We start from the raw sequence: 24536 nt of genomic DNA, 5'->3' as shown, positions 1-24536 counted from the left end.
GTCGGTGCCGGAAGACGCAAGGCGGCCGATGGGTCCGTGCCGATCACGGCCTCGGCCATCGCACGCCGCGTGCATCGCATGCGCGCCCCTCGCTGAATCGAACGCTCCGGCTCCCGGTGCGATTCATCCTCTGGCTGCCCCGCGCATCGTCGGGTATGCACATCCTGTTGCGCACACCGAATCCGCCGATGCCGCGGATCCTCGGGCCGCCGCGCCGATCGCCGGTGCGGTCGCACGCGGCACGCGCTCGCCGCGTCCGCTGAAACCGCTGCTCATGGCTGGCACTGCTTGCCTGTCGAACGATCGGTTCGACGGGAGGGCGGTGTCTTGCCGACGCGCGAGCCTTTCACCCCCTTAACCCGCGCGCGTTCCATGCAGGAGCCGGCCACACGCCGGCAGGTGCAGGACGGCGCATGTCCCTACAAGAGGCGATCATGAAGAACTTTCTCAAGCCCGCAGTCCCGTACTTTGCCATCGGTGCAGTGACCCTTGCCGCGCTCGTGGCATGCGGTGGCGGCGGTGGCGGCACGCCGTCGTTCGGCGGCACCGGCGCCGCGCCCGATACCAACAACGTGGTGGCGCAGAACGGCAATGCCGACGCGCCCGACGATGGCAGTCCCCAGGCCGCGCCCGATTCGGCCGCGAGCAACAACATCGATCGCTCGGCCCCGCCGATGGAGCTACCCGACACGGTCTGGCCGAAGAACTACAAGCTCTGGTTCCGGCCCGATGCGGCGCTCAAGACCTTCATGGGCCGCGGCGATGTCGAGATCGAGGTGCTGAAGCCGGTCGATGCGATCGTGGTCGCCGCGCACGACCTCAAGTTCGCCAACGGCCGCACCACGCTGCGCAAGCTCTCGAGCCCGGGCGAGGCGATCGCGCTGATCCCCACGCCGCAGACGCGCGGCGACTTCGTGCAGCTGCGGCTCAACGACGGCCAGATCGCCAAGGGCAAGTACCTGCTGCACATGGAGTGGGACGGCAAGATCCAGTTCTCCGACGCCGAGTACTGCCCGCCGGCCGAGATGATCAAGAACCCGCTGTGCTCGGCCGCCACCGGCGTGTTCAAGGTCGGCCTCTCCACGCCCGAGGGCGTGAGCAGCGATGCCATCGTGACCCAGGGCGAAACCAACTTCGCGCGACAGTGGTTCCCGGGCTGGGACGAGCCCGCGTTCCGCCACACCTTCGAGATCTCGGCCGAGGTGCCGGGCGACTGGAAGACGGTGTCGAACGGCGCGCAGAAATCGCAGACCAGATTGCCCGACGGCTACCAGCTGGTGTCGTTCGAGAAGACGCCCTCGATGCCGATGTACCTGACCTTCTTCGGCGGCGGCAAGTTCGACATCCTCGAGGACACCTTCAAGAGCCCGCTCGACGGCAAGACCATGCCGCTGCGCTGGTTCACGCCGCCGGGCCGCTCGAGCTGGGCCACCTTCGCGATGGAGTGGACCAAGGTCGCGATGGACTACTACTACAAGTACACCGGCATCCCGCTGCCCTTCGACAAGTTCGACACCGTGGCCGCCAACGACAGCTACGACAACAAGCCCAACACCGGCTTCGGCGGCATGGAGAACTGGGGCTCGATCTTCGAGTTCGCCGACTCGGTGCTGACCAAGCCCGGCGACACGCCCACGCTCTACTCGGTGACGGTGGTCACGCACGAGGTCGCGCACCAGTGGTTCGGCGACCTGGTCACGCTCGACTGGTGGGACAACGTGTGGCTCAACGAATCGTTCGCGCGCTGGTTCGAAAGGCGCACCACGATCAAGTTCCACCCCGAGTACTACAGCTTCTCGGACTACGTGCTCGACAAGCACAGCGTGATCGTGGCCGACCTCAAGAACACGGCGGTGCCGGTGCAGCGCAACCTCAACGACGCGGGTTCGTTCGGCTTCATCAGCCCGTCGATCTTCGTCTACAACAAGGGCAGCCACGTGCTCGAGACGATCCAGAACTACATCGGCGAGGAGGCGATGCAGAAGGGCCTGCAGATCTACCTGAAGGACTATGCCTATGGCAACGTCACGCCCTCGCGCCTGTGGAGCTCGCTCGAGAAGGCGACCGACAAGAAGGTGAGTGCGATCGGCGACAGCCTGATCCGCCAGACCGGCGTGCCGCTGCTCACGGTCGATGCGCAGTGCGCGGGCGACCGCACCTACGTGTCGATCACGCAGGAGTCGTTCCCGAACCAGAACCAGTACCCGGCCTCGACCTGGACCGTGCCCGTCACGCTGGCCTATGGCGACGCGATGGCGCAGCGCAAGACCATCGTGATGGACAACAACCGCACCAACCTCGAGCTGCCGGGCTGCACCGCGGTGCTGGCCGGGCCGACCGGGCAGGACTACTACGTGAGCAACTACAGCGCGGCCTCGTGGAGCGCGCTGCTGGCGCAGGCGCAGAACTTCGCCGACAACAAGCCGCTGCTGCTGAACATCGAGCGCGATGCCTTCCGGCTGCTCGGCGTGGGCCGCATCACGCAGGCGCAGTACGACCAGATCAAGGGCGTGCTGAACCTGCCGACCGCGCTGCTGGCCAAGACGCAGGAGAGCCAGCAGAAGATGGCGGCGGTGGACGCGGGCGCCAAGGAGGAGTACCCGCATGCGCTGCGCTTCCAGGGCAGCCTGAAGCTGCGCGAGAACCTGAAGCGCTGACGGTCCGAACCCACCGGGCGACGCGCCCGGCGGGCCACCCATCTTTCACCGGAGACCATCGATGAGGACATGGAACAACGCACTGCGCGCGCTCGCGTGCATCGCCTGCGCGCTGCTGCTGGCCGCCTGCGGCGCGCGCGGCGGCCCCGAGGCCGAGCTGGTCGGCGTCTATGCCGTGAAGCAGGGCGGGGCGCTCAAGGAACTGATCAAGATCGAGCGCAAGGACGGCCGCTACGTGCTGCGCGACAAGGTGCGCACGCCCGAATGGAGCGAGCCCAAGATGCAGCTCGCGCCGGCCACGCGCGACGACTGGCAACGCATCACCACCGATGGCGCGCAGACCGCCTTCGTCGGCATGAAGAGCGAGCAGCTCGCGCTGTTCAAGGTGCCGCCGGGCTGGGAGAAGAACGGCTTCCGGACCTCGACCGGCTACTTCCTGTTCTATTCGCACGGACCGGTCGAGGCCTACAAGCTCTGAGCGCGACGCCCGCGTGGGCGCCGGCTCAGGCCGGTAGGGCGAATGTCGCGACCGCGGTCGCGAGGGTCTGGCCGGTGGAGGCCAGGTCCATGGTCACGCGCGCGAAGGCCAGCGAGCGGCCCGAGCGCACCAGCTCGGCATGCGCGAGCACGTCCTCGCCGCCGCCCGCGCGCATGAAGGTCATGTGCAGGTCGACCGTGGCGATCGGGCGACGCCCGCGGCCGTCGGTCCAGATCGCGAAGCACATCGCGCTGTCGGCCAGCACCGAGAGCGCCTGGCCGCCGAAGATGTTGCCCTCGCGCGTGGCCTGCTCGCCGGCCGGCATGCGCAGCGTGGCCTTGCCTTCGCCCAGCGATTCGACGCTGACGCCGAGGCTGCGCACGCAGCCCGGCAAGGCGGTGGCGAGGACGTCCCTGGCTTCTTCGAGGGTGAACGCGGTCATGGCTGGAGGTCTTTCCGTGGTCGATGCGGTGGAGGGGAGCCGCGCGCCCGCGCGGCGAAGGCCGGCAGCGTACCGCACCGGCGCGCGTCGAACGATTCCACGAAAGAGATAGTCAGCCGCGCGCCGCTTCGAGGAAGGCCAGGATCTGTTCGCCCAGCCATTGCTCGCCGCTGTCGAAGTGGGCCATGACCGAGACGTGGTTGTGCCCGGGCACGCTCAGGTGGCGCGGCGCGCGGCCCCGGGCCTCTGCCATGCGCCAGGCGAACTCCGTCGCGTAGACGTCGAGCAGCGGGTTCTCGTGTTCGGCATGCACGACGAAGGTGGGCAGCGCCAGCCGGTGGGCATGCGCCATCGGCGACAGCGTGTCGTAGGCCGCGGCGTCGTCGCCGAAATAGGCGCGCACGCCGGCCGCGTTCGGGTTCTCGGGCCGCGTGTCGGCGCGCAGCCGCGCCGACACCAGCACCAGCGCGCGCAGATGCCGCCCCATGAAGCCGAGCGAAGGATCGCAGGCATAGCTGGCCGCATGCGTGCCGCCGGCCGAATGCCCGATCAGGCAGATCGCGCCGGGGTCGCCGCCGTGCTCGGCCGCATGGCGCGCAACCCAGTCGCAGGCCGCGGCCACGTCGAGCGCGCCCTGCGGATGCATGGCCTCGGGCGCGAGCCGGTATTCGACGTTGATGCCCACGCAGCCCCGGCGCGCGAACCAGCGCAGCACGTTGCCGTACATCGCGGCGTTGATGTCCTTGCCGCCGCGCACGAAGGCGCCGCCATGCACGAACACGATCACCGGCGCGGCCCGCGCGCCGCGCGGCCGGTAGACATCGAGCACCTGCCGCGGATGCGCGCCGTAGGGCAGGTCGCGCACGACCTCGCAGCCGTCGGCGGGCGCGGCCAGCAGCAGTGGCAGGTAGGCGGCCTTCACGCGGTCGCCGGCCGCGCGGATGTCGGCCTGCCAGGCCGGGCCGGTCTCGCGCAGCATCCGGTCGATGGCCTCGGAGCGTCCGTCGGGGCGCATGCCGTCTTCAGTCGGCACGGAAGGCCGTGGCCTCGACCTCGATGCGCCAGGCCGGCTGCGCGAGCGCCTGCACCACGAGCAAGGTCGAGGCCGGACGCGCCTCGCCGAGGAAGCCGGCGCTCGTCATCGATGCACCGCGCCGTCGAGTTCGGGAATGAACGGGATCTCGACGCCATAGGCACCGATGTCCTCGCGGATCTTGTCGACCCCGCGCTTGATGATGCCCATCTCCTCGTCGGGATGGGTGGCGCCCAGGCCGTGGTCGGCCGCCAGCGCGCGGTTGCGGCCCGAGCGCCGGCGTTCGTCCTCGGGCAGGTTGACCACCGCGTAGACGCCGTTGAGCAGGCTGCCGCGCAGCTTCTTCGCGACCTTCTCGCCGATGGTGCGCTTCTCGTCGGCCGGCAGCTCGCTGAAGAAGCGCCGCATGATGATGCGGCCGAACTGGATGTGGCGCGCCTCGTCGCGCAGGATCAGCCGGCAGGCCTCGCGTATCGAGCCGAAGCGCGCGTTCTCGTAGCGCGCCTGCAGCAGCTCGCCCGAGAGCTGCTCGAACAGCGTGTTGACCGAGAGGCCCGCGAAGAAGCTCATCGCCTTCTCGTCCTTTTCGTCGTGGAAGCGCGGGATGATGTCGCGGAAGTAGTCGGCCCGCGGCGTGGGCTCGTAGGCCGCGAGGTGCTCGGCGATGCGGAAGCTGGCCTCGTGGTGGCGGAACTCCTCGGCGATGAAGTTCGTGATGTGCTGCTTGATCTCGAAGGGCTGGTGGCCAAAGATCGCCTCGCGCAGCCGCTCGGCGCCATAGGGCGTGGCGCCGTGCTCCATCCAGGCGCGCAGGCTCCACCATTCGGCGCCGGCCTGGCGCACCTCGGGCGGCAGCTCGGCCTCGCGCAGGTCGCTGTAGTCGATGTCGGCCACCGGGTCCCAGGCCAGTTCGCGCGCCTGGGTGCACAGGCGCCAGACCTCGGGGTATTTGACCTTCGAGACCACGGGATAGGGGTTCGGCACGGAAGGGATCTCTTCGAGCAGCGAGGCTTGCATGGGCGGTGTCCGTCGTGGGTGGGGGAAAGGCCATGCTAGGAAGCCCGCGCTCATACATCCAATACTGTTTAAAGTGGTTCGTCATTCGCCGCAGCTATCTCCACGCCCATGTTCGAATTCAGACAACTGCGCCAGTTCGTGGTGCTGGCCGAGGAACTGAACTTCGGCCGCGCCGCGATCCGGCTCCACATGTCGCAGCCGCCGCTGAGCGTGGCGATGCGCAACCTCGAGGAGCAGCTCGGCGCGGTGCTCTTCGACCGCAGCCGGCATCACGTGCGGCTCACGCCCGCGGGCCAGGTCTTCCACAAGGACGCGCAGCGCCTGCTGCAGCAGGCCCAGGCGGCGGGCGAGCGCGCGCGCCGCGCGGCGCAGGGGCTGGAGGGTTCGCTGCGGCTCTCGTTCGTGCCGAGCGCCGCGCTCGACGTGCTGCCCGCGATCTTCAAGCGTTTCCAGCACGACTATCCGACCGTGCAGCTGCGGCTCACGGCCGAAACCACCGCGCGCCAGCTCGAGGACCTGCGCAAGGGCGAGGTCGAGCTCGCGCTGGTGGTGGGCCCGGTCTACGAATCGCGCGGGCTGGTGCTGGTGGACCTGCAGGCACAGAAGTTCGTGATCGCCGTGCCGCGCAGCCATGCGCTGGCGGCGCAGCGCTCGGTCAAGATCGAGGCGCTGGCGGCCGAATCCTTCATCTCGTTCCCGGCCGCGGAAGGCGCGGGCTTCGTCGCCGCGCTGCTCGGTGCCTGCCAGGCGGCGGGCTTCCTGCCGAAGGTGGTGCAGGAGGCCGCGCAGATGCAGTCGATCCTCACGCTGGTCGCGGGCGGCCTGGGCATCGCGCTGGTGCCGGCTGCCATGCGCGTGCTCGCGATGGCCGACGTCGCCTTCCTCGAGATCGCCGGCTCGCGGCCGCCGCCGACCTACAGCCTGGTGTTCGCGCATGCGAGCGGCAACGACAACCCGGTGGTGCAGTCGTTCCTGGCGGTGGCGAGGAAGGCGGTGGAGGGGCACTGAGCCCGGTCGCCTCAACCCGGAATGTCGGGCTCCACCAGCTGCGCCAGCGCCACCAGCGACTCCTGCCAGCCCAGGTAGCACATCTCGACCGGAATCATCTCGGGAATGCCCTCCTGCACGATCGCCACGTCGGTGCCGCAGGACACGGCGGTCAGCGTGACGGTGGTCTTCATCGTGCCCGGCAGGTTGGGGTCGTCGAAAGTCGCGTCGTAGGCGATGCGCTGGCCCGGCACCAGCTCGAGGTACTTGCCGCCGAACGAATGGCCGTGCCCCGAGCTGAAATTGCTGAAGGACATGCGCCAGCTGCCGCCGACCACCGGCTCCATCTGGTGGACCTTGCCGGTGAAGCCGAAGGGCGGCAGCCAGCGCTCGAAGGCGCCGGGTTCGGTGAAGGCGCGGTAGAGGCGCTCGGGCGGGGCGCGCAGTACGCGGTGCAGGCGGACGGTCTGGGTAGCCATGGTGTGTTCTCCTGGTGAAGTGGTGCGGAGGACGGCCCTCCACTGACACGACGGACGAGCGCCGGACGGATCGACACGCATCCGAAGAAATTTTTTCGAAGCGGCGGGATTCACTGTAGCCGGCGCCGGACCTCGGCGGCCCGGTGATTCATTTCATATATGAACGCCGGCCAGTGAACGTATTGGACAGACCGCCGCCCCCGTTCGCACCATGCGGTTCCCAACATGGAGTCCCCCCGATGAATCTCCCTCGCACGCTGCTCGCGGGCCTGCTGCTCGTTGCCGCCGGCATCGCCGGGCCGGTCCTGGCCCAGGGCTTTCCCGATCGTCCGGTGACACTGGTCGTGCCCTATCCGGCCGGCGGCTCGGCCGACATCCTGGCGCGCACGGTGGGGCAGAAGCTGGCGGTCCGGCTCGGGCAGCCGGTGGTGATCGAGAACAAGGGCGGCGCCGGCACGGCGATCGGCGCGCGCTTCGTCGCCGAAGCCAGACCCGACGGCTACACGCTGCTGCTCGGCACGGTGAGCTCGCAGGCGATCAACCCGGCGATGACCCGGGTCGGCTACGACCCGGTGAAGGACTTCGTGGCGGTCAGCGCGCTGGCATCGATCCCGTTCGTGCTGGTGGCCCATCCGGGCGCGCCCTTCGGCAGCGTGGCCGAGCTGCTCGCGGCGGCCCGGCAGGCTCCGGGCTCGATCAGCTACGCATCGGCCGGCCCCGGCACCTCGAACCACCTGGCCGGCGAGATGCTCGCCTCGGCCGCGAAGCTCAAGCTGCTGCACGTGCCCTACCGGGGCAGCGCGCCGGCGCTGGCCGACGTGCTCGCGGGCCATGTGCCGCTGATGTTCGACCTGCAGACCACCTCGCTGCCCAACATCGCCACCCACAAGCTCAAGCCGCTGGCCGTGACCGGCAGCCGGCGCAGCCCGCTGCTGCCCGAGGTGCCCACGGTGGCCGAGAGCGGGCTGCCGGGCTTCGAGGTCAGTGCCTGGTTCGGCGTGTTCGCGCCCGCGAAGCTGCCGCCGGCGCTGCGCCAGCAGCTCTCGGCCGCGATGGCCAAGGTGCTCGAGGACCCGGCGCTGGCGCAGCGGCTGCGCGACATCGGCGCCGAACCCGATCCGCGCGATGCCGCGCAGTTCGGTGCCTATGTCGCCGAGGAAGCGGGCAAGTACGCAACGGTCGTGAAGACGGCGGGACTCGCACCCTGACCGCTGCCTGACCGGGGCGCCGCCGGCGCGCCGAAAAGCCCGATACCGGCGAGAATCCTGCCGCCTTCACTGCCGCCAGGGTTCCCGTGTTCCAACGCCTCTCCATTGCCGTCCGGACGATGGCCTTCGTGGCCGCCGTGTGCCTCGCCCTCGTGGCGCTCGACATCTGGCACAGCTGGGAATCGCGCACGGTGCTGCTCGAGCAGATGGGCGTGGCGACGGCCAATCTCTCGCGCGCGCTGGCGCAGCAGGCCGACGACACGATCAAGCAGGCCGACACCGTGCTGGTCGGCGTGGTCGAGCGCATCGAGCAGGAGGGCACGGGGCCGGTGCAGGTCGAGCGGCTGCGCCGGGTGCTGGCCGCGCAGGTGGCCGAGCTGCCGCAGCTCGACGCGCTGCACGTCTACGACCAGGACGGCAACTGGGTCGCCAACTCGCGCGCGGCGGTGCCGCAGAAGCTCAACAACGCGGACCGCGAGTACTTCGTCTTCCACCGCGATCATCCCGACCGCGGCCCGCACATCGGCATCCCGGTGAAGAGCCGCACCAACGGCAAGCTGCTGATCCCGGTGTCGCGCCGCATCGACCATGCCGACGGCAGCTTCGCGGGCGTGGCACTCGCGAGCATCGACGTCGACTTCTTCCTCAAGTTCTACGACAGCCTCGACATCGGCAAGGGCGGCGCCGCGGCGCTGATCCTCGAGAGCGGCACCATGATGGTCCGCCGCCCCTTCGGCCCGGAGATGGTGGGGCGCGACATGCGCGGCTCGCAGCTGTTCACCTCGTACAAGGAGAACGGGCCGGTCGGCACCGCCTACATCAAGTCGGCGCAGGACGGCGTGCTGCGGCTCAACAGCTTCCGGCGGCTCGAGCACTACCCGCTGTTCGTGGGCGCGGCGATGTCCAAGGACGAGATCCTCGCCGGCTGGTGGAAGGACACCTTCTGGCATTCGGGCGGCGTGCTCGCGCTCAGTGCCGTGGTCGCCTTCGTCGGCCTGGGGCTGGTGCGCCAGATCGAGATGCGCACGCGCACCGAGGCCGAACTGCTGCGCGCGCGCGACGCGCTCGAGGCGCTCAACAAGACGCTCAACACGCTGGCGATGGAGGACGGCCTGACCGGCCTCGCCAACCGCCGCCAGTTCGACGTCACGCTCGACACCGAGTTCGGCCGCGCGATGCGCGACGCCAGCACGCTGGCGCTGATCCTGCTCGATGTGGACCGCTTCAAGCAGTACAACGACATCTATGGCCACACGGCCGGCGACGAGTGCCTGCAGAAGATCTGCCGCACCATCGCCAACGTGGCGGCGCGCCGGCCCCGCGACCTCGCGGCGCGCTATGGCGGCGAGGAGCTCGCGGTGCTGCTGCCGGGCACCGACGTCGAGGCCGCCGCGCTGCTGGCCGAGCGCATCCGCGCCGCGGTGCGCGCGCTCGAGATCGAGCATGCCGGCGCCACCGACGGTTTCGTCACGCTGAGCGCGGGCGTCGACGCGCTGCGGCCCGAGGCCGGCGCCGCGCAGCCGAAGGAGCTGGTGCGCGGCGCCGACAAGGCGCTGTACGTGGCCAAGTCGGGCGGGCGCAATCGGGTGTGCACGAACGCGGAGCCCAAAGCCTAGGTCAATCGAGCTTCGCGCCCGAATTTCGAACCTGTTCGGCGGCCTCGGGCATCTGCTTCCTCACGAAGGACCAGAAGGCATCGGGCGTCATGCCCTTGGACGGGAACGCGCCTTGCTCGACGAAGAGCCGTTGCACTTCCGGGTCCTGCAATGACTTGTTCAACGCCGCATTGAGCGTCTCCAGCACCGGCCGAGGCGTTCCCGCGGGGGCCACCAGCCCGTACCAGCTGTCGGTGTAGAAGCCCGGGACGCCCGCTTCGTCGAAGGTCGGCACGTCGGGCAAGCCCGGCAGCCGCTGGTGCGCCGCCACGGCCAGCGCGCGAAGCTTGCCTGTCTTGATGAAGGGGATGGCGCCCGTCGAGATGACGAAGTCGACACGTCCCGACATCAGTTCGGTGAGCGCGGGAGCGACGCCCTTGAACGGGATGTGCATGACGTCGGTGTTGCTGATCTTCCTGAACATCGCACCCGCCAGGTGCTGCGACGAGCCGACGCCCGCGGAGCCGTAGTCGAGCTTTCCGGGCCGCGCCTTCGCGGCCGCGATCACGTCGCGCACCGTCTTGTACGGCGAGTCCGTGGGAACGAGCATGGTGCTCGGAGACGTGTTGATCAGGCCGATCGGCGCGAAGTCCTCGATGGGCTTGTAGTTCAGGCCGGGATAGAGCACCGAGTTCCATCCGTGCGAAGCGACGGTCGCGAGCATGATGGTGTAGCCGTCCGCCTTCGAGCGCGCCGCGAGATCGGAGCCGATGTTTCCGCCGGCACCCGCCCGGTTGTCGACGATGACCTGCTGGCCGAGAACGCTCGACATACGCATGGCGACCAGCCGCGCGACGTTGTCGGCCGACCCGCCGGCGGTCCAGCCCACGATCAGGGTGATCGCGCGATGGGGAAACGCCGGCTCCGCATGGGCGCCGGCATGGGCCAGGCCGATGGCGGCGAAAAAAGTGCAGAGCCAGCGCCGTGGGGCCTTGAAGCTTTCGATCACGTCTTTTCCTTGAGATGCCTGAGGATGTTGCGGGCCGCGCCCACGCCCATGCCGCGCATGCCGCCGTCGGTGGTGCCGCCCACGTGCGGTGTCAGCACGGCGTTCGGCACATCGAGCCATGCGGAGTCGGCCGGCAGGGGCTCCTGGACGAAGCAGTCGAGGCCCAGGCTGATGCCTCCGTCGCGCAGCTTCTGCTGCATGGCGGCCTCGTCGAAGAGGCCCGCGCGCGCGGTGTTGATGACGATGGCCTTGTCCTTGAGCAGCGCGAGCCTGGACGCATCGAGCATGCCGCGGGTCTCGTCGTTGAGCGGGCAATGCAGCGACACGACGTCCGAGCGCCGCAGCAGGCTCTCGAGCTCGACCCGCACCGTGTCCGCCGGCAGGAGGTGCTCGCCGAGATACGGATCGCAGACCAGGACCTTCATGCCGAGCGCCTTCGCGAAGGCCGCGACACGGCCACCGATCGAGCCGCAGCCGATCACGCCGAGCGTCGCGCCCTGCAGCTCGAGGCCGAGATAGCCTTCCTTGTCCCACCGGGCCTGCTTCATCCTTTGGTCGAGCCAGGCAAGCTTGCGCGCGCAGGCGAACATCAGGCCGATCGCGTGTTCCGCGACGGCCTGGCTGTTGGAGCCGATCGCCGCTTCGACCGCGACGCCGACCCGCTGCGCCGCGGCGATGTCGATCGAATCCATGCCGACGCCATGGCGCGAGATGACCTTGAGCCGTGGCGAGGCACGGAACACGCGCTCGTTGAAGATGCCGTAGCGCGCGAGGATCGCCACCGGTTCCTCCCTGGCGCAGATCGCGACCAGTTCGTCCTCGCTGACCGTCGTGCCGGTCTGGATCACCCGGTACTCGCTCAGCAGCGCCATGGCGTCTTCGTGAATCCTCGGTGCCGTGACGAGGATGGTGCCCTTGGCCTTCCCCGGCGAGGCGGGGAGGTCGGGTGCGCGATTCATGGCTCGATGAAGCAGTTCAGGCGCGTCAGGGTGGCATCCACCCACGAGCGATCGAAGGTGCCGGCCTGGATATCGGCAACCATCTTGTTCTCGATCTGCTGCTTCCTGTTCGCCGCGGCCAGCAGTTCGGCCACGTCGTCGTAGGGCAGGCAGAGGAAGCCGTCGTCGTCGCCGATGACCAGGTCGCCGGGCTCGATGACCATTCCATCGATGGCGACCGGCACATTGATCTCGCCGGGGCCGTCCTTGTAGGGGCCGCGGTGCGTGACGCCCGCGGCATAGACGGGCAGCGTGCCCGCGCGGATGGCGCCGGCATCGCGGATGGCGCCATTCACGATGAATCCGCCGAGGCCCCGGTGCACGGCTTCGCCGACCATGATCTCCCCGATGAGCGCGTTGGTCAGGTCGCCCGCGCCGTCGACGACGATCACGTCGCCCGGCGTGGCCAGCTGCAGTGCCTTGTGGATCATCAGGTTGTCGCCGGGACGGGTCTTGACCGTCAAGGCGGGGCCGGCCATGCGTCCTCCCGAGTGCATCGGTCGCAGCCGCGGTCCGCCGGCGGTCATGCGCGACATGCAGTCGCTCACGTTGGCCACTGGAACCTCGAGGAAGCGGCGTGCGAGGTCCAGCTCGACGGCGCGGCGGCGATGGAGGATGCGGAGTCCGTTGTTCATGGATATCACCAATCGGCAGGTTGAAAGTCGGTTCGATGCGATGTCGGGCGGGCGGGTCCGCTAGTGCGAGCGCAGGTCCGCGCCCGCTCGCTGCGGGGCTTCGAGAAGAACTCGCCCGGCGGACCCGTCTCCACGATGCGGCCCTGGTCCATGAACCAGACGCGGTCCGCGACCTCGCGCGCGAAGTTCATCTCGTGCGTCACGCACATCATGGTCATGCCGTCGCGCGCCAGCGACTTCATCACCTGCAGCACCTCGCCCACCATCTCGGGGTCGAGGGCGCTCGTGGGTTCGTCGAACAGCATGGCCGGCGGATCCATGGCGAGCGCGCGCGCGATCGCCACGCGCTGTTGCTGGCCGCCGGACAACTGGCCGGGGAACGCGTCGGCCTTCGACGCCAGGCCCACGCGCTCGAGCAGCTCGAGCGCGCGGGTGCGTGCCTGCGGGCGCTTGTGCTTTCGCACGGTGACCGGGCCGAGCATGATGTTCTGCGCCACCGACAGGTGCGGAAACAGGTTGAAGCTCTGGAACACGAAGCCGACCTGGCTGCGGAAGCGGTTCAGGTCGATCGAAGGCGCGTGCACGTCGTTGCCGTCGAAGCGGATGGTTCCGCCCTGGATGTTCTCGAGCCGGTTCACGGTGCGTATCAGCGTGGACTTGCCCGAGCCCGAAGGTCCGCACACGACCACGACCTCGCCCTTGCGGACCTCCGCGCTGATGTCGTCGAGGGCATGGAAGTCGCCATACCACTTGTTCACGAGATCGAAGGCGATCAGGGGCGTACTGCTGGAAGACATGGTCATGCGGCCTGTTGGGGAGCGACGGACGGGATGGCCGCGGAGGCGGTGGCGCGTGCGGCCGCGGCATCCCCCTCGCGGCGCGCGGCGATGCGGCGCTCCAGCCAGCGGGCCAGCCGGGTGAGCGAGAAGCACAGGCAGAAGTAGATGGCCGCGAGCACGAAATACACCTGGAACGGCTGCGTCATCAAGGAGCTGTTGATCTGGTTGGCCGCGAAGGTGAGCTCGTTCACGCTGATCACGTAGCCCAGCGAGGTTTCCTTGATGGTGGAGACGAACTGGCTGACCAGCGCCGGCACCATGTTGTAGAGCGCCTGCGGCAGCACCACCTTCGTCATGGCCTGGCGGTAGTTCAAACCGATGGCACGTGCCGCCTCGGCCTGCCCGCTCGGCAGCCCCTCGATGCCGGCGCGCACGATCTCGGCCAGGTAGGCCGCCTGGTAGATCACCAGCGTGACCACCATGGTCGTGAAGCCGCTGACCGTCCGGCCCGTCAGCACCGGAACGAAGAAGTAGACCCAGAAGATGAACATGACCAGCGGCACGCCGCGCACCACGTAGATCACCGCCAGTGCGGGAAGCCGCAGGCAGGCGAAGGCGCTCATGCGGGCCAGCGCGATGGCCACGCCCAACGGAAAGGCCAGTGCCAGGCCGAGCACGGAGAGCAGCAGCGTGATGGCCAGGCCGCCGAGCGGGCCGTTCGGGTACTGGCCCACGAGCAGCAGCATGCCGTATTCGCGCAGGATGGAAAGGATGCTGTCCATGGCTTACCTCGCGCGGATGCGGTAGCGGTTTTCCAGGCCGGTGCCGACCGTCATGATCAGCAGCGATACGCCGAGGTAGATCACCGTCGAGAGCAGATAGACCTCCACGGTCCTGAACGACTGGCTTTCGATCTCGCGCGTGACGTAGGTCAGCTCCGCCAGCCCGACCGTCATGGCGAGGCTGGTGTTCTTGAACAGCAGCACCGTGTGGCTCACCAGCGTGGGCAGGGCGATGCGCAACGCCTGCGGAACCATCACCAGGCGCGAAGCCTGCAGGTACGACAGGCCGATGGCGCGCGCGGCCTCCAGCTGCGATTTGGGAATCGAGCGGATGCCGCCGCGCAGGCCTTCGGACACATAGGCCGCCATGCACAGGCCGATGGAGATGAAGGCCAGCAGGAACTCGCTGTCGTGCGCGTTGAGCCACTGCTGTCCCGCATGCGGCAGCAGCGCCGGCATGCCGAAGTACCAGAGGAAGACCTGCACGAGCATCGGCACGTTCTGGTGATACTCCACATAGCCGGCCACGCAAGCCTTCGCCACGCGGCTGTCCGACATGCGTACCACCGCGAGCAGCGTGCCCAGCGCCATGGCGAACAGCCATGCCGCCGCCGTGAGCTCGAACATGGTGAGCACCCCGTGCCATATCCACTGCGGATAGTCGCCGCGCCCCAGCACGGAAAAATCGAGCTTGCTACCCACGGCATGCGCTTTCTTGCATGGCGTCCGTCAGCCCTTGATGGGCTCGATCCTGAAGCCGCGCTGCATCTTGTAGGCCGTGCCGGTGCCCAGCCACTTGTCGAAGATCCGCCGTGCCTCGCCGGACTTCTCCATGGCCTCCAGCGTGTCGTTCACCTGCCTGATGAATGCGGCCTCGTCCTTGCGCATGCCGATGCCCCACGGCTCCAGCACCAGCGAGGGCTCGAGCGCGACGATGGGCACGGTGCTCTCGGACTGCTGGCGAAACTTCACGAGGTTGAGCTCGGACACGGCAAACCCGTCCGCCTTGCCCTGCTGCATGGCCAGGAACGCGTTCGGCGGGTCCTGGAAGGTGATGGTGGTGGCGCCCGGAATCGCCTTGCGCACCAGCAGCTCCGAGCTGGAGCCCTTTACGGCGCTCACGCGCTTGCCGCTCAGGTCCTTCAGCGTGGTGAAGCCGCTGTCCTTGCGGGCGGCCACCTTCTGCTCGCTGGCGAAGTACTGCTGGCTGAAGGCGATCTGCTCGGCGCGCTCGGCGCTCCAGCCCAGGTTGGCGATCACGGCGTCGACGCGGCCCTGCTGCAGTTCGGGGATGCGCGCGGCCACCGAGATGAGCTTGAGCTCCAGCTTGACGCCCAGCGACCTGGCCAGGGCCTTGCAGAAGTCCACGTCGTAGCCTTCCACCTCGCGCGTCTGCGCATTGGAGAAGCTGAACGGCTCCGCCGTGCCCAGCGTGCCGCACACGAACACGCCCCTGGACTTGATGTCGGCGAGCTGGTCCGCGCACGCCAGGTTGGCCAGCAAGGCGAGGCATGCGCCTGCGATCAATGTCGATGCGGTCTTTCTCATGGGACTGCTCCTGGAAGGTCTGTGAAGGGAATGAAGCTCAGCTCAGCTCGGCCACCGCGGCGCGCAGCAGTTCGCCACCCTGCTCGATGACATCGACGCCGGTGGCGAACGACATGCGCAGATGGCCGGGCATGCCGTACGAAGTGCCGTCGATCGTGGCGACGCCGGAGCGCTCCAGCAGGTAGAGCGCCACGTCGACATCGGAGCAAAGACGCTGCCCCGCCGGTGTGTGCCGTCCGATCAGTCCGGCCACGCCGGGGAACACGTAGAACGCGCCGTCGGGCGGTGCGCAATCGAAGCCCCGCAGCGTCCGCAGCATCTGCACCATGCGGTCCCTGCGCGTTTCGAACAGGGCGGCGGCTTCAGCGACGGTGTGCTGGGGCCCGTCGAGCGCGATGGCCGCCGCGGCCTGGCTCATGGCACCCGGGCACGAGGTGCTCTGCGACAGCAGCATCGTGATGGCCTTGATCAGCGGCGCCGGCCCCGCGCCGTAGCCGATGCGCCAGCCCGTCATCGCATAGGCCTTGGACACGCCGTTGATCACCAGCGTGCGGTCGGCCAGCCCGGGCATCACGTTCAACGGCGACACGTGCGTGGCGCCACCGTAGACGAAATGCTCGTAGATCTCGTCGGTCATCAGCCACACCCGCGGGTGGTGTTCGAGCACCGCGCCGAGCGCGGCGAGTTCGTCGCGCGTGTAGACCGCGCCCGTCGGGTTGTTGGGCGTGTTGAGCACCAGCCATCGCGTGCGCTCGCCGATGGCCGCCTCGAGGGCCCGGGGCGTCAGCTTGAAGCCCTCGGCGACGCTGCACGGCACCACGACGGGCGTGCCGCCATGCAGCGCCACCATGTCGGGGTAGGACACCCAGTAGGGCGCGGGAACGATCACCTCGTCGCCCTCGTTCAGCGTGGCGGCGAAGGCGTTGTAGATGACGTGCTTGGCGCCGTTGCCCACGGCGATGTGGCCGGGCTCGTAGGCCAGCGAATTCTCCCGCCGCAGCTTGTCGGTGATCGCCTGGCGCAGGGCCGGCGTGCCGTTGGAGGCCGTGTAGCGCGTCTGTCCGGCCAGCAGGGCCGTGACCCCGCCTTCGACGATGTGGCGTGGTGTCGGGAAGTCGGGCTCGCCGATCGTGAAGTCGACGATGCGGCGGCCGGCCGCGCGAAGGGCATCGACGCGCGTCTTCGCCGCCATGCTCGGAGACGGTTTGACGCCGTTGAGGCGATGGGCCAACAAGGTGCCCGGCAGGCTGTTGCCGAGGTGGGCGTTGGGACTGAGAGCAACCATGGACACGGACCCCGGATCAATTCGATGGCGGGATTGTGAAAGTTGCCTAAAATTTCAAAACGCGAATTTTTTCCGAGGATTCTGTGGAAAAAAAGGAAACCGTTTAGGGTTTTGCCTGACCATGATGACGTTCAAGCAGTTGGAGGCCCTGTACTGGGTCGTGCAGTCGGGCGGCTTCTCGCAGGCCGCACACAAGTTGCACACTTCGACCTCCGCCGTGTCCAAGCGCGTGCACGAACTCGAAGCCGGCTTCGACCTCGAGCTTTTCGATCGCACCCAGCGCACCGCGCGTCTCACGGAAAAGGGCGAGCAGATGTTCGTGCTGGCGAAGAAGCTGCTCGAACACCGCGACGCGGCCATCGACCAGATCGGCAGGCCCGAGGTCATCGAGCGCCGCGTGCGCATCGGCGTGACCGAGTTCACCGCCATGACATGGCTGCACCGGCTGGTGGACGCGATCCAGCGCTGCTACCCCAAGGTCACCATCGAGCCCGACGTGGACGCGAGCGGCAACCTGAAAGACAAGCTGCTGGCCGACGAGCTCGACCTGGTGCTGGTGCCCGACGTGTACGCGGAAGCGCACCTGCGCAGCCACGCGGTGGGGGCGTTCTCGAGCGTGTGGATGTGCAAGCCCGGCTTCGTCGAGGCGGACCGGAGCTTCAGGCTGCATGAGCTGGCATCGCGCCGTCTGTTGCTGCAGGGCAGCAGGTCGGGGGCCGGTACTGCGCACAACAGCTGGATGAAGTCGCTGGGCGTGCAGCCGACCGACGTGATCATCGTGAACAACCTGGTGGCGATGATGGGCCTGACCATGTCCGGCCTGGGCATCGGCTGCATGCCCGAGGAGTGCCTGGCACCCATGGTGGCCAATGGCTCGCTGATGGTCATTCCCTGCACGCCCGCGCCGCCCAAGATGACCTACATCGCGATGTACAAGGGCGACCAGCGCAGCACGCTGATCTCCTCGATCGTCATGCTCTCGCAGGAGTGTTGCGACTTCAGCCGCATGTTCGATATCTCCGCGCCGGCCGCTGCCGAAGGCGCGGGATCGTCGCCTCGTTGAACACTTGCGTACTCAGCAATCCCGCCGGGTGGCGGGCCCTCGCGCGGCGCTCTACGATCTCGCATCCGCGCGCCGCGAACGCATCGCCACCGGCGCGCCCGCCACACCCAACAGGAAAAGAACAAGCCATGTCATTCACCGAAGTCACCTTGCCCGAGCAGCTCGTGCGCGCGCTCGGCGCGCAGAGCCGGATGCCGATCACGCGGATCGGCGAGGCGCTGGTCGCGCTGGGCATGATCACCGGCGACCAGCTCGCCGCCGGGCTGCGCCAGCAGCGCCGCGAGCCGCAGGTGCCGCTGGGGGAGACGCTGGTGCGCATGGGCGCGGTCAGCCATGGCCAGCTGCAGACCGCGCTGGTGCGCAAGATGGGCTATCCGCTGGTCAACCTGCACGTGTTTCCGGCGACGGCCGAGGCGTTGCGCAAGGTGGGCCATGCGGTGGCGCGGCGGCTGCAGGTCATGCCGCTGATGCTGCACGAAGGGCGGCTGGTGATCGCGATCGACGATCCCACGAGCCGCTATTCGGTGATCGACGAGGTGCAGTTCGTCGCGCAGATGAAGGTGATCCCGGTCGTGGGCCAGTGCCTGGACCTCGACAGCGTGCTGGGCGCGGCCTACGAGAAGATCGGCGACGCGGCCGACGGCGGCGGCGGCGCGGCCCACCTCGATCCGATGCGCCCGATCGAGTTCGACCTGACCGGCACCACCGAGCTGCTGCAGACGCTCGAGAAGGAAGGGCCCGCGCCGGCGCCGGTGGAGTCGCCGATCGAGCAGTCGGACAACTCGCTGGTGCGCATGATCAACAGCATGATCCAGGAGGCGCACCGCGACGGCGCCTCGGACATCCACATCGAGAGCTACCCGGGCCAGGAGAAGACGCGCATCCGCTTCCGCCGCGACGGGCTGCTCTACACCTACCTCGAGCTGCCGCCGAGCTACCGCAACGCGATCGTGGCGCGCGTGAAGATCATGTGCGACCTCGACATCAGCGAGAAGCGCAACCCGCAGGACGGCAAGATCAACTTCGCCAAGTACTCGCCGCAGCACAAGATCGAGCTGCGCGTGGCGACCATCCCGACCAACAACGGCCTGGAAGACGTGGTGATGCGGATCCTGGCCTCGGCCAAGCCGCTGCCGATGCAGTCGCTGGGCCTGTCGCCCGACAACCTGCGGCGCCTGACGTACGCGGTGGAACGGCCCTACGGCATGGTGCTGTGCGTGGGCCCCACGGGCTCGGGCAAGACCACCACGCTGCATTCGGCGCTCATGCACATCAACACGCCCGAGCGCAAGATCTGGACCGCCGAGGACCCGGTGGAGATCACGCAGAACGGGCTGCGCCAGGTGCAGATCAATCCGCGCATCGGCTGGACCTTCGCCAAGGCGCTGCGCGCCTTCGTGCGCGCCGATCCCGACGTGATCATGGTCGGCGAGATCCGCGACGAGGAGACCGCGAAGACCGCGATCGAGGCTTCGCTGACCGGCCACCTGGTGCTGTCGACCCTGCACACCAACAGCGCGCCCGAGACCGTGACGCGCCTGCTTGACATGGGCATGGACCCGTTCAACTTCGCCGACTCGCTGCTCGCGGTGCTGGCGCAGCGGCTGGTGCGCCGCATCTGCGGCCACTGCGTGCGCAGCGCGCCCGCGAGCGAGGAAGCGATCGAGGAACTGCTGGCCGACTACCTGCACGCTTTCCCGCCCGAGGAAATCCCCGTTCGGCGGCGGGCCACGCTGGCCGGCTGGCTGCAGCGCTTCGGCCGCGACGGGCGGCTGCACCTGCACAGCGGCGCGGGCTGCGAGCACTGCGCGAAGACGGGCTTCCGCGGCCGCGTCGGCGTGCACGAGCTGATGACGGTGTCGAAGGAACTGCGCCGGCTGGTGCAGAGCGGGGCGCGCGCCGAGGAGCTGCTGCAGGCGGCGCTGAAGGAAGGCATGCGCACGCTGAGGCAGGACGGCATCGAGAAGGTGCTGGCCGGCCAGACCACGATCGAGGAAGTGCGCGCGACCAGCAACGCCTAGAGAAAGAACGCGTCAGTCGAATCGACCGCTGGCCAGTGCCGCCGCGGCCGCGCGGGTCTCCACGCCGAGCTTCTCGAAGATGTGCTCGAGGTGCTTGTTCACGGTGCGCGGGCTGGTGCCGAGGATCTCGCCGATGTCGCGGTTGGTCTTGCCCTTGGCGAGCCACGACAGCACCTCGGTCTCGCGCGGCGTGAGCGCGGCCTCGGCCAGCCGCGCCGACGAGGCGCCGCCCGCGCCCTCGCGCTGCACCGCGAACAGCAGCATGGTCTCGCCCAGGGCGGCCGCGCCGAGGTTGCGCACCGACAGCCGGATGCCGGCCGCGGTGACCACGCCCAGGGTGGCGCCGGGCGCCAGCGCGGCCTCGAGCGCGCGCGGCAGCAGGCCCGGCGCACGCGCCTCGCCCAGCGCATGCAGCCACAGGCCGGCCTGCGGCGAGCGCCAGGCGATGCGCCCGCGCGCATCGACGAAGACCACGCCCATGCCGGCCACGTCGACCGCGTCGCGCGCCATGCGCGTGATGCGGGCGTTGCGCGCATGGGTGTGCAGGCGCGCCAGCACCTCCTGCGCGCGGATCGGCTTCACCACGTAGTCGACGCCGCCGCATTCGAAGCCCTCGACCACGTCGGCGGTTTCCGAGAGGCCGGTCATGAAGATCACCGGGATGTGCGCGAGCGCCGCGTCGGCCTTGATGCGGCGGCAGGTCTCGAAGCCCGAGAGGCCGGGCATCATGCCGTCGAGCAGGATGGCGTCGGGCACCACCAGCGCGAGCCGCTGCAGCGCCGATTCGCCGTCGGCCGCCACCAGCACGGTGTAGCCGCTGGCCTCGAGCGTGTCGCACAGCATGCCGAGGCTGCTGGGGGCGTCGTCGACCACCAGCACCACGGGGCGTTCGGCTTCAGGAAGGGGAGGCGAGGGTGTCAGCATCTTCGGCGAGGGCCTTGCGGAGGGAGTCGAGTTCGAAGCGCGCGACCATGCCGCGCAGCCAGGTGCAGGTGGCGGACGCGCCCGGCGAGCGGGCGGCCAGCCGGTCGAGCGCCTGGTGCAGGCCGCGCACGTGGCCCATCTGCACCAGCCGCATCAGCTCGGCGCGCTCGTCCTCGCCGAGCAGCAGCCGGGGTGGACGAACGGGCGCGAGCTCCTCGTCGGCCAGCGGGCGCAGCGCGTCGGCGGCATCGAGCCATTCGAGGCCGAGGTGGCGCTCGAGCGTGGCGATCAGTTCCGACTCGATCACCGGCTTGCCCACGAAGGCCTGGCAGCCCGCGGCGCGCAGCCGCTCGGCCTGGTTCTCGAACATGTTGGCCGAGACGATGATGATCGGCAGCGCATCGAAGCCCGAGGCCCGCACCAGGCTCGCGGTCTGCCAGCCGTCGAGGTCGTCCATGCTGAGGTCGAGCAGGATCGCCGAGGGCAGCTCCTCGCGCAGGCTGTCGAGGCACTCGGTGCCGCTCGCGGCTTCGCGCACCTCGAAGCCCAGCGGCGCGAGCATGCCGGCCAGCATCTGGCGCTGCACCGGCTGGTCGTCCACCACCAGCAGCGTGCGGCGCTCGCCGAGGTAGCCCGACACCGGCTGGCGCAGCGCGCCGGCCTTGGCCTGCGGGCCGGGGTCGGCCACCGCGCGCAGGTAGACGCGCACGCTGAAGGTGCTGCCGGCCGACGAGGTGTCGGCCAGCTTGAGCTCGCCGCCCATCAGCGAGGTCAGCAGCCCGGTGATCGTGAGGCCCAGCCCGGTGCCGGGCTCGCCGCGCCGGCGCCCCGCGGCCCCGCGCTCGAAGGGCAGGAAGATGCGCTGGTGGTCCTGCGGCGCCACGCCGATGCCGGTGTCGATCACGTCGAAGCGCAGCACCTCGCGGCGCGCGTCCACGTGCAGCGTGACGGTGCCGCTGTCGGTGAAGCGCACGGCGTTGGTCAGCAGGTTGATGAGGATCTGGCGCAGCCACTTGGCGTCGGCATGCACCCAGGGCGGCAGCCGCCCGGCATGGGTGTAGACGAAGGCCAGGCCCTTGTTCTCGGCCTGCGGCCGCACCATGTGCACCACCTGGTCGAGGAAGGCCGGCAGCGCCAGCGGTGCCGGCTCGAGCTGCAGCCGGCCGGCCTCGATGCGCGCCAGGTCGAGCAGGCCGTCGATCAGTCCCAGCATGTGCTCGCCGCTGCGGTGGATGGTCTGCACAGCCTCGCGCGGCGGCAGCGCGGCGTCGCCCTTGAGCAGGATCTGCGAGTAGCCCAGGATGCTGTTGAGCGGCGTGCGCAGCTCGTGCGTCATGCCGGCCACGTAGCGCGTCTTGGCCTGGTTGGCCGCCTCGGCCGCTTCCTTGGCGGCCTGCAGCGCGGCATCGGTGCGCTGGTGGGCCTCGATCTCGACCGTGAGCAGGTGGTTGTGGCGGTTCGATTCCTCCTGCGCCATCTGCCGGCTCTCGCTGCCCAGCACCACCCACCAGGCCGCCACCGCCGCCACCAGCGACAGCAGGGTGAAGACCTTGAGGAAGGCATCGCGCAGCCGCGGGTCGACGGCGCTGGCGCCGGTGATCGCCTCCTGCGCATAGACCACGCCCATCACCGTGGCCAGCAGCGCCACCAGCGAGGCCGCCACCATCAGGTAGTGGGCGACGCGGAAGTTGAGCCGCGCCGACAGCGCCGGCGGCAGCAGCGACTGCAGCCAGCCGCTCATCTGCTCGGCCGCGCGCGAGTCGGTCTTGCAGCGGTCGTGGCAGCGCGACTCGAGCGTGCAGCACAGCGAGCAGATCGGCGAGCTGTAGGCCGGGCAGTGGGCCATGTCCTCCGATTCGAAGCCGTTGTCGCAGACCGAGCACTTCACGATCTGCCCCGGCGTCCAGTGCGCGATGTCGCGTCGCGCGAGGTAGTAGCACCCGCGCGTGCGCCAGGCCAAAAGCGGCGAGACCGCGAGCGCGGTGGCCAGCGCGATGAAGGGCGAGAAGGAGCGCGCCCACTGGCCGATGGCGCCCGAGTAGGCCAGCATCGCGAGCGCCGCCGCCACCAGCGTGGCGACCAGGCCCACGGGATTGATGTCGTAGAGGTGGGCGCGCTTGAACTCGATGGTCTTCGGGCTCCAGCCCAGCGGCTTGTTGATGACCAGGTCGGCCACCAGCGCGCCGACCCAGGCGATCGCGATGTTGCTGTAGAAGCCCAGCACGTGCTCGAGCGCGGCGAACACGCCCAGCGCCATCAGCAGGATCGCGATCACCACGTTGAACACCAGCCACACCACGCGGCCCGGATGGCTGTGCGTGAGCCGCGCGAAGAAGTTCGACCAGGCCAGCGAGCCGGCGTAGGCGTTCGTGAGGTTGATCTTCATCTGCGAGACCACCACGAACAGCACCGTGATGCCGAGGATCCAGGCCGGGTCGCGCAGCACGTAGGCGAAGCCCGTGAGGTACATCTGCGTCGGCTCGATCGCGTGGTTGGCCGGGATCTCGTGCTGCAGCGCGAGGAAGGCCAGGAAGGCGCCGCCCATCATCTTGAGCATGCCCGGCACGATCCAGCCCGGCCCGGCCACCAGCACCGCGGTCCACCAGCGCGCGCGGTTGGCGGCCGTCTTCTCGGGCAGGAAGCGCAGGTAGTCGACCTGCTCGCCGATCTGCACCACCAGCGAGAAGGCCACCGTGGCGGCGGCGCCGAACATCAGCGGATCGAAGCCGCTGCTGTTGGAGACCCGGCCCACGAGCCCGGTGAAGTCGGCATAGAGCTCGGGCTTCTTCAACAGCACCGCGACGAAGGGGCAGACGAACAGCACGATCCAGATCGGCTGCGTCCACAGCTGCAGCCCCGAGATCAGCGTGATGCCGCGCGCCACCAGCGGAATGATGACCAGCGACGACACCAGATAGAGCAGCCACAGCGGCCAGTCGAGGTACATCTGCAGCGCGAGCGCGAGGATGGCGGCCTCGAGCGCGAAGAAGATGAAGGTGAAGCTCGCGTAGATCAGCGAGGTGAGGGTGGAGCCCAGGTAGCCGAAGCCGGCGCCGCGCGTGAGCAGGTCCATGTCGACGCCGTGGCGCGCGGCGTAGTAGGAGATCGGCAGACCGGTGAGGAAGGTGATCAGCCCCACCACCAGAATCGCCCACAGCGCGTTCGAGAAGCCGTAGCTCAGCGCGATGGCGCCGCCGATGGCCTCGAGCGCGAGGAAGGAGGTGGCGCCGAAGGCCGCGTTCGCGACCCGGAACTCCGACCACTTGCGGAAGCTGCGCGGCGTGTAGCGCAGCGCGTAGTCCTCCAGCGTCTCGTTCGCGACCCAGGCGTTGTAGTCGCGTCGGATGCGGAAGATCTTCTGCCCGCTCACGGAATTGACGGAAGGCATCGGGGTGTCTCGTGGAGACGGCGACGGCGAGGGGATCGGCGGCATGGTGCAGCTGCATTGCAAGAAGCGCTCCGTGCCCGCCGTGCGTCCCCGCGCGTCGTCGTCGGTCCCGCGAGTCTGCGGGCAGGCGATGCGCGTGCCGCTACGTTGAATGACGTATTCGCGCAGCGGCCAGTGATTTCTAAAGTTCCAGCCATGGTGCCAGCCG

At 68.9% G+C, this 24536-nt stretch carries 21 protein-coding genes; 7 read left to right on the top strand and 14 right to left on the bottom strand.

Annotated elements, in window-relative coordinates; all coding sequences use genetic code 11:
• Positions 1 to 434: 434 nt before the first annotated feature.
• Entirely contained in the window at positions 435 to 2657 is a 2223-nt protein-coding gene (locus INQ48_18875) for a peptidase M1 (protein QRF55460.1), read from the top strand.
• A gap of 61 nt (positions 2658 to 2718) precedes the next feature.
• Positions 2719 to 3135, top strand: a complete 417-nt coding sequence (locus INQ48_18870) for a hypothetical protein (protein ID QRF55459.1) — start codon at positions 2719 to 2721, stop codon at positions 3133 to 3135.
• 25 nt (positions 3136 to 3160) lie between these two features.
• On the opposite strand, the gene INQ48_18865 is transcribed toward INQ48_18870, so the two are convergent.
• The 3 genes from INQ48_18865 to INQ48_18855 all read right to left on the bottom strand — a co-directional run bounded on the left by INQ48_18865 (position 3161) and on the right by INQ48_18855 (position 5627).
• On the bottom strand, positions 3161 to 3577 hold the full coding sequence (locus tag INQ48_18865; protein QRF55458.1) for a PaaI family thioesterase: 417 nt from the start codon (positions 3575 to 3577) through the stop codon (positions 3161 to 3163).
• 112 nt (positions 3578 to 3689) lie between these two features.
• Positions 3690 to 4592: an alpha/beta hydrolase gene (locus tag INQ48_18860; protein ID QRF60796.1), complete on the bottom strand. Its 903-nt coding sequence runs from the start codon at positions 4590 to 4592 to the stop codon at positions 3690 to 3692.
• A 123-nt stretch (positions 4593 to 4715) separates the two neighbouring features.
• A complete protein-coding gene (locus INQ48_18855) occupies positions 4716 to 5627 on the bottom strand; it encodes a hypothetical protein (GenBank protein ID QRF55457.1) in 912 nt (303 codons plus the stop codon).
• 108 nt (positions 5628 to 5735) lie between these two features.
• Here INQ48_18855 and INQ48_18850 point away from each other — a divergent pair, with 108 nt between their 5' ends.
• Entirely contained in the window at positions 5736 to 6635 is a 900-nt protein-coding gene (locus INQ48_18850) for a LysR family transcriptional regulator (protein QRF55456.1), read from the top strand.
• A gap of 11 nt (positions 6636 to 6646) precedes the next feature.
• On the opposite strand, the gene INQ48_18845 is transcribed toward INQ48_18850, so the two are convergent.
• The gene (locus INQ48_18845; protein ID QRF55455.1) at positions 6647 to 7093 is read right to left on the bottom strand and encodes an SRPBCC family protein; all 447 of its coding nucleotides are present in this window, start codon (positions 7091 to 7093) and stop codon (positions 6647 to 6649) included.
• A gap of 239 nt (positions 7094 to 7332) precedes the next feature.
• Here INQ48_18845 and INQ48_18840 point away from each other — a divergent pair, with 239 nt between their 5' ends.
• Positions 7333 to 8301, top strand: coding sequence for a tripartite tricarboxylate transporter substrate binding protein (locus tag INQ48_18840; GenBank protein ID QRF55454.1), 969 nt, complete (start codon positions 7333 to 7335; stop codon positions 8299 to 8301).
• 119 nt (positions 8302 to 8420) lie between these two features.
• Entirely contained in the window at positions 8421 to 9917 is a 1497-nt protein-coding gene (locus INQ48_18835; protein ID QRF60795.1) for a diguanylate cyclase, read from the top strand.
• A gap of 1 nt (position 9918) precedes the next feature.
• On the opposite strand, the gene INQ48_18830 is transcribed toward INQ48_18835, so the two are convergent.
• From INQ48_18830 to INQ48_18795, 8 genes are read right to left on the bottom strand one after another with little or no spacing between them, the layout of a single operon-like run.
• Positions 9919 to 10905, bottom strand: coding sequence for a tripartite tricarboxylate transporter substrate binding protein (locus tag INQ48_18830; protein ID QRF60973.1), 987 nt, complete (start codon positions 10903 to 10905; stop codon positions 9919 to 9921).
• Positions 10902 to 11864, bottom strand: coding sequence for a hydroxyacid dehydrogenase (locus INQ48_18825; protein QRF55453.1), 963 nt, complete (start codon positions 11862 to 11864; stop codon positions 10902 to 10904). Before INQ48_18825 ends, INQ48_18830 begins: the two co-directional genes overlap by 4 nt.
• Positions 11861 to 12538, bottom strand: coding sequence for an RraA family protein (locus INQ48_18820; protein QRF55452.1), 678 nt, complete (start codon positions 12536 to 12538; stop codon positions 11861 to 11863). The genes INQ48_18825 and INQ48_18820 overlap by 4 nt, the downstream gene beginning before the upstream one ends.
• A 5-nt stretch (positions 12539 to 12543) precedes the next feature.
• On the bottom strand, positions 12544 to 13335 hold the full coding sequence (locus INQ48_18815; protein ID QRF55451.1) for an amino acid ABC transporter ATP-binding protein: 792 nt from the start codon (positions 13333 to 13335) through the stop codon (positions 12544 to 12546).
• Between the two features lie 2 nt (positions 13336 to 13337).
• On the bottom strand, positions 13338 to 14099 hold the full coding sequence (locus INQ48_18810) for an amino acid ABC transporter permease (GenBank protein ID QRF55450.1): 762 nt from the start codon (positions 14097 to 14099) through the stop codon (positions 13338 to 13340).
• A 3-nt stretch (positions 14100 to 14102) separates the two neighbouring features.
• On the bottom strand, positions 14103 to 14801 hold the full coding sequence (locus INQ48_18805; protein QRF55449.1) for an amino acid ABC transporter permease: 699 nt from the start codon (positions 14799 to 14801) through the stop codon (positions 14103 to 14105).
• A 27-nt stretch (positions 14802 to 14828) separates the two neighbouring features.
• Positions 14829 to 15647: an ABC transporter substrate-binding protein gene (locus INQ48_18800; protein ID QRF55448.1), complete on the bottom strand. Its 819-nt coding sequence runs from the start codon at positions 15645 to 15647 to the stop codon at positions 14829 to 14831.
• A 37-nt stretch (positions 15648 to 15684) separates the two neighbouring features.
• Complete coding sequence (locus INQ48_18795) at positions 15685 to 16932, bottom strand: pyridoxal phosphate-dependent aminotransferase (protein ID QRF55447.1); 1248 nt, start codon at positions 16930 to 16932, stop codon at positions 15685 to 15687.
• 124 nt (positions 16933 to 17056) lie between these two features.
• On the opposite strand from INQ48_18795, the gene INQ48_18790 reads away from it, so the two are divergent.
• Together INQ48_18790 and tadA are read left to right on the top strand one after the other, a co-directional pair.
• Positions 17057 to 17995 carry a LysR family transcriptional regulator gene (locus INQ48_18790; GenBank protein ID QRF60794.1) on the top strand — a complete coding sequence of 313 codons (939 nt, stop codon included), beginning with the start codon at positions 17057 to 17059 and terminating at the stop codon, positions 17993 to 17995.
• A gap of 128 nt (positions 17996 to 18123) precedes the next feature.
• Complete coding sequence (tadA, locus tag INQ48_18785) at positions 18124 to 20016, top strand: Flp pilus assembly complex ATPase component TadA (GenBank protein QRF55446.1); 1893 nt, start codon at positions 18124 to 18126, stop codon at positions 20014 to 20016.
• 12 nt (positions 20017 to 20028) lie between these two features.
• Here the strand turns inward: tadA and INQ48_18780 are convergent, their stop codons facing one another.
• Both INQ48_18780 and INQ48_18775 read right to left on the bottom strand, forming a co-directional pair.
• On the bottom strand, positions 20029 to 20940 hold the full coding sequence (locus INQ48_18780; protein QRF55445.1) for a response regulator transcription factor: 912 nt from the start codon (positions 20938 to 20940) through the stop codon (positions 20029 to 20031).
• Positions 20912 to 24373 (bottom strand): response regulator, encoded by a 3462-nt coding sequence (locus tag INQ48_18775; protein ID QRF55444.1) that lies wholly within the window; start codon positions 24371 to 24373, stop codon positions 20912 to 20914. Before INQ48_18775 ends, INQ48_18780 begins: the two co-directional genes overlap by 29 nt.
• Positions 24374 to 24536: the final 163 nt, after the last annotated feature.

The sequence above is a fragment of the Variovorax paradoxus genome, from assembly GCA_016806145.1.
GTDB lineage: Bacteria > Pseudomonadota > Gammaproteobacteria > Burkholderiales > Burkholderiaceae_C > Variovorax.
Note: the sequence above shows the minus strand (reverse complement) of the source record. Positions and strands in the feature narration are given on the sequence as shown.

Coding starts and splice junctions, on each gene's coding strand:
- INQ48_18875 (QRF55460.1), top strand. CDS start 435: ATGAAGAACTTTCTCAAGCCCGCAGTCCCGTACTTTGCCATCGGTGCA.
- INQ48_18870 (QRF55459.1), top strand. CDS start 2,719: ATGAGGACATGGAACAACGCACTGCGCGCGCTCGCGTGCATCGCCTGC.
- INQ48_18865 (QRF55458.1), bottom strand. CDS start 3,577: ATGACCGCGTTCACCCTCGAAGAAGCCAGGGACGTCCTCGCCACCGCC.
- INQ48_18860 (QRF60796.1), bottom strand. CDS start 4,592: ATGCGCCCCGACGGACGCTCCGAGGCCATCGACCGGATGCTGCGCGAG.
- INQ48_18855 (QRF55457.1), bottom strand. CDS start 5,627: ATGCAAGCCTCGCTGCTCGAAGAGATCCCTTCCGTGCCGAACCCCTAT.
- INQ48_18850 (QRF55456.1), top strand. CDS start 5,736: ATGTTCGAATTCAGACAACTGCGCCAGTTCGTGGTGCTGGCCGAGGAA.
- INQ48_18845 (QRF55455.1), bottom strand. CDS start 7,093: ATGGCTACCCAGACCGTCCGCCTGCACCGCGTACTGCGCGCCCCGCCC.
- INQ48_18840 (QRF55454.1), top strand. CDS start 7,333: ATGAATCTCCCTCGCACGCTGCTCGCGGGCCTGCTGCTCGTTGCCGCC.
- INQ48_18835 (QRF60795.1), top strand. CDS start 8,421: ATGGCCTTCGTGGCCGCCGTGTGCCTCGCCCTCGTGGCGCTCGACATC.
- INQ48_18825 (QRF55453.1), bottom strand. CDS start 11,864: ATGAATCGCGCACCCGACCTCCCCGCCTCGCCGGGGAAGGCCAAGGGC.
- INQ48_18820 (QRF55452.1), bottom strand. CDS start 12,538: ATGAACAACGGACTCCGCATCCTCCATCGCCGCCGCGCCGTCGAGCTG.
- INQ48_18815 (QRF55451.1), bottom strand. CDS start 13,335: ATGTCTTCCAGCAGTACGCCCCTGATCGCCTTCGATCTCGTGAACAAG.
- INQ48_18810 (QRF55450.1), bottom strand. CDS start 14,099: ATGGACAGCATCCTTTCCATCCTGCGCGAATACGGCATGCTGCTGCTC.
- INQ48_18800 (QRF55448.1), bottom strand. CDS start 15,647: ATGAGAAAGACCGCATCGACATTGATCGCAGGCGCATGCCTCGCCTTG.
- INQ48_18795 (QRF55447.1), bottom strand. CDS start 16,932: ATGGTTGCTCTCAGTCCCAACGCCCACCTCGGCAACAGCCTGCCGGGC.
- INQ48_18790 (QRF60794.1), top strand. CDS start 17,057: ATGACGTTCAAGCAGTTGGAGGCCCTGTACTGGGTCGTGCAGTCGGGC.
- tadA (QRF55446.1), top strand. CDS start 18,124: ATGTCATTCACCGAAGTCACCTTGCCCGAGCAGCTCGTGCGCGCGCTC.
- INQ48_18780 (QRF55445.1), bottom strand. CDS start 20,940: ATGCTGACACCCTCGCCTCCCCTTCCTGAAGCCGAACGCCCCGTGGTG.
- INQ48_18775 (QRF55444.1), bottom strand. CDS start 24,373: ATGCCGCCGATCCCCTCGCCGTCGCCGTCTCCACGAGACACCCCGATG.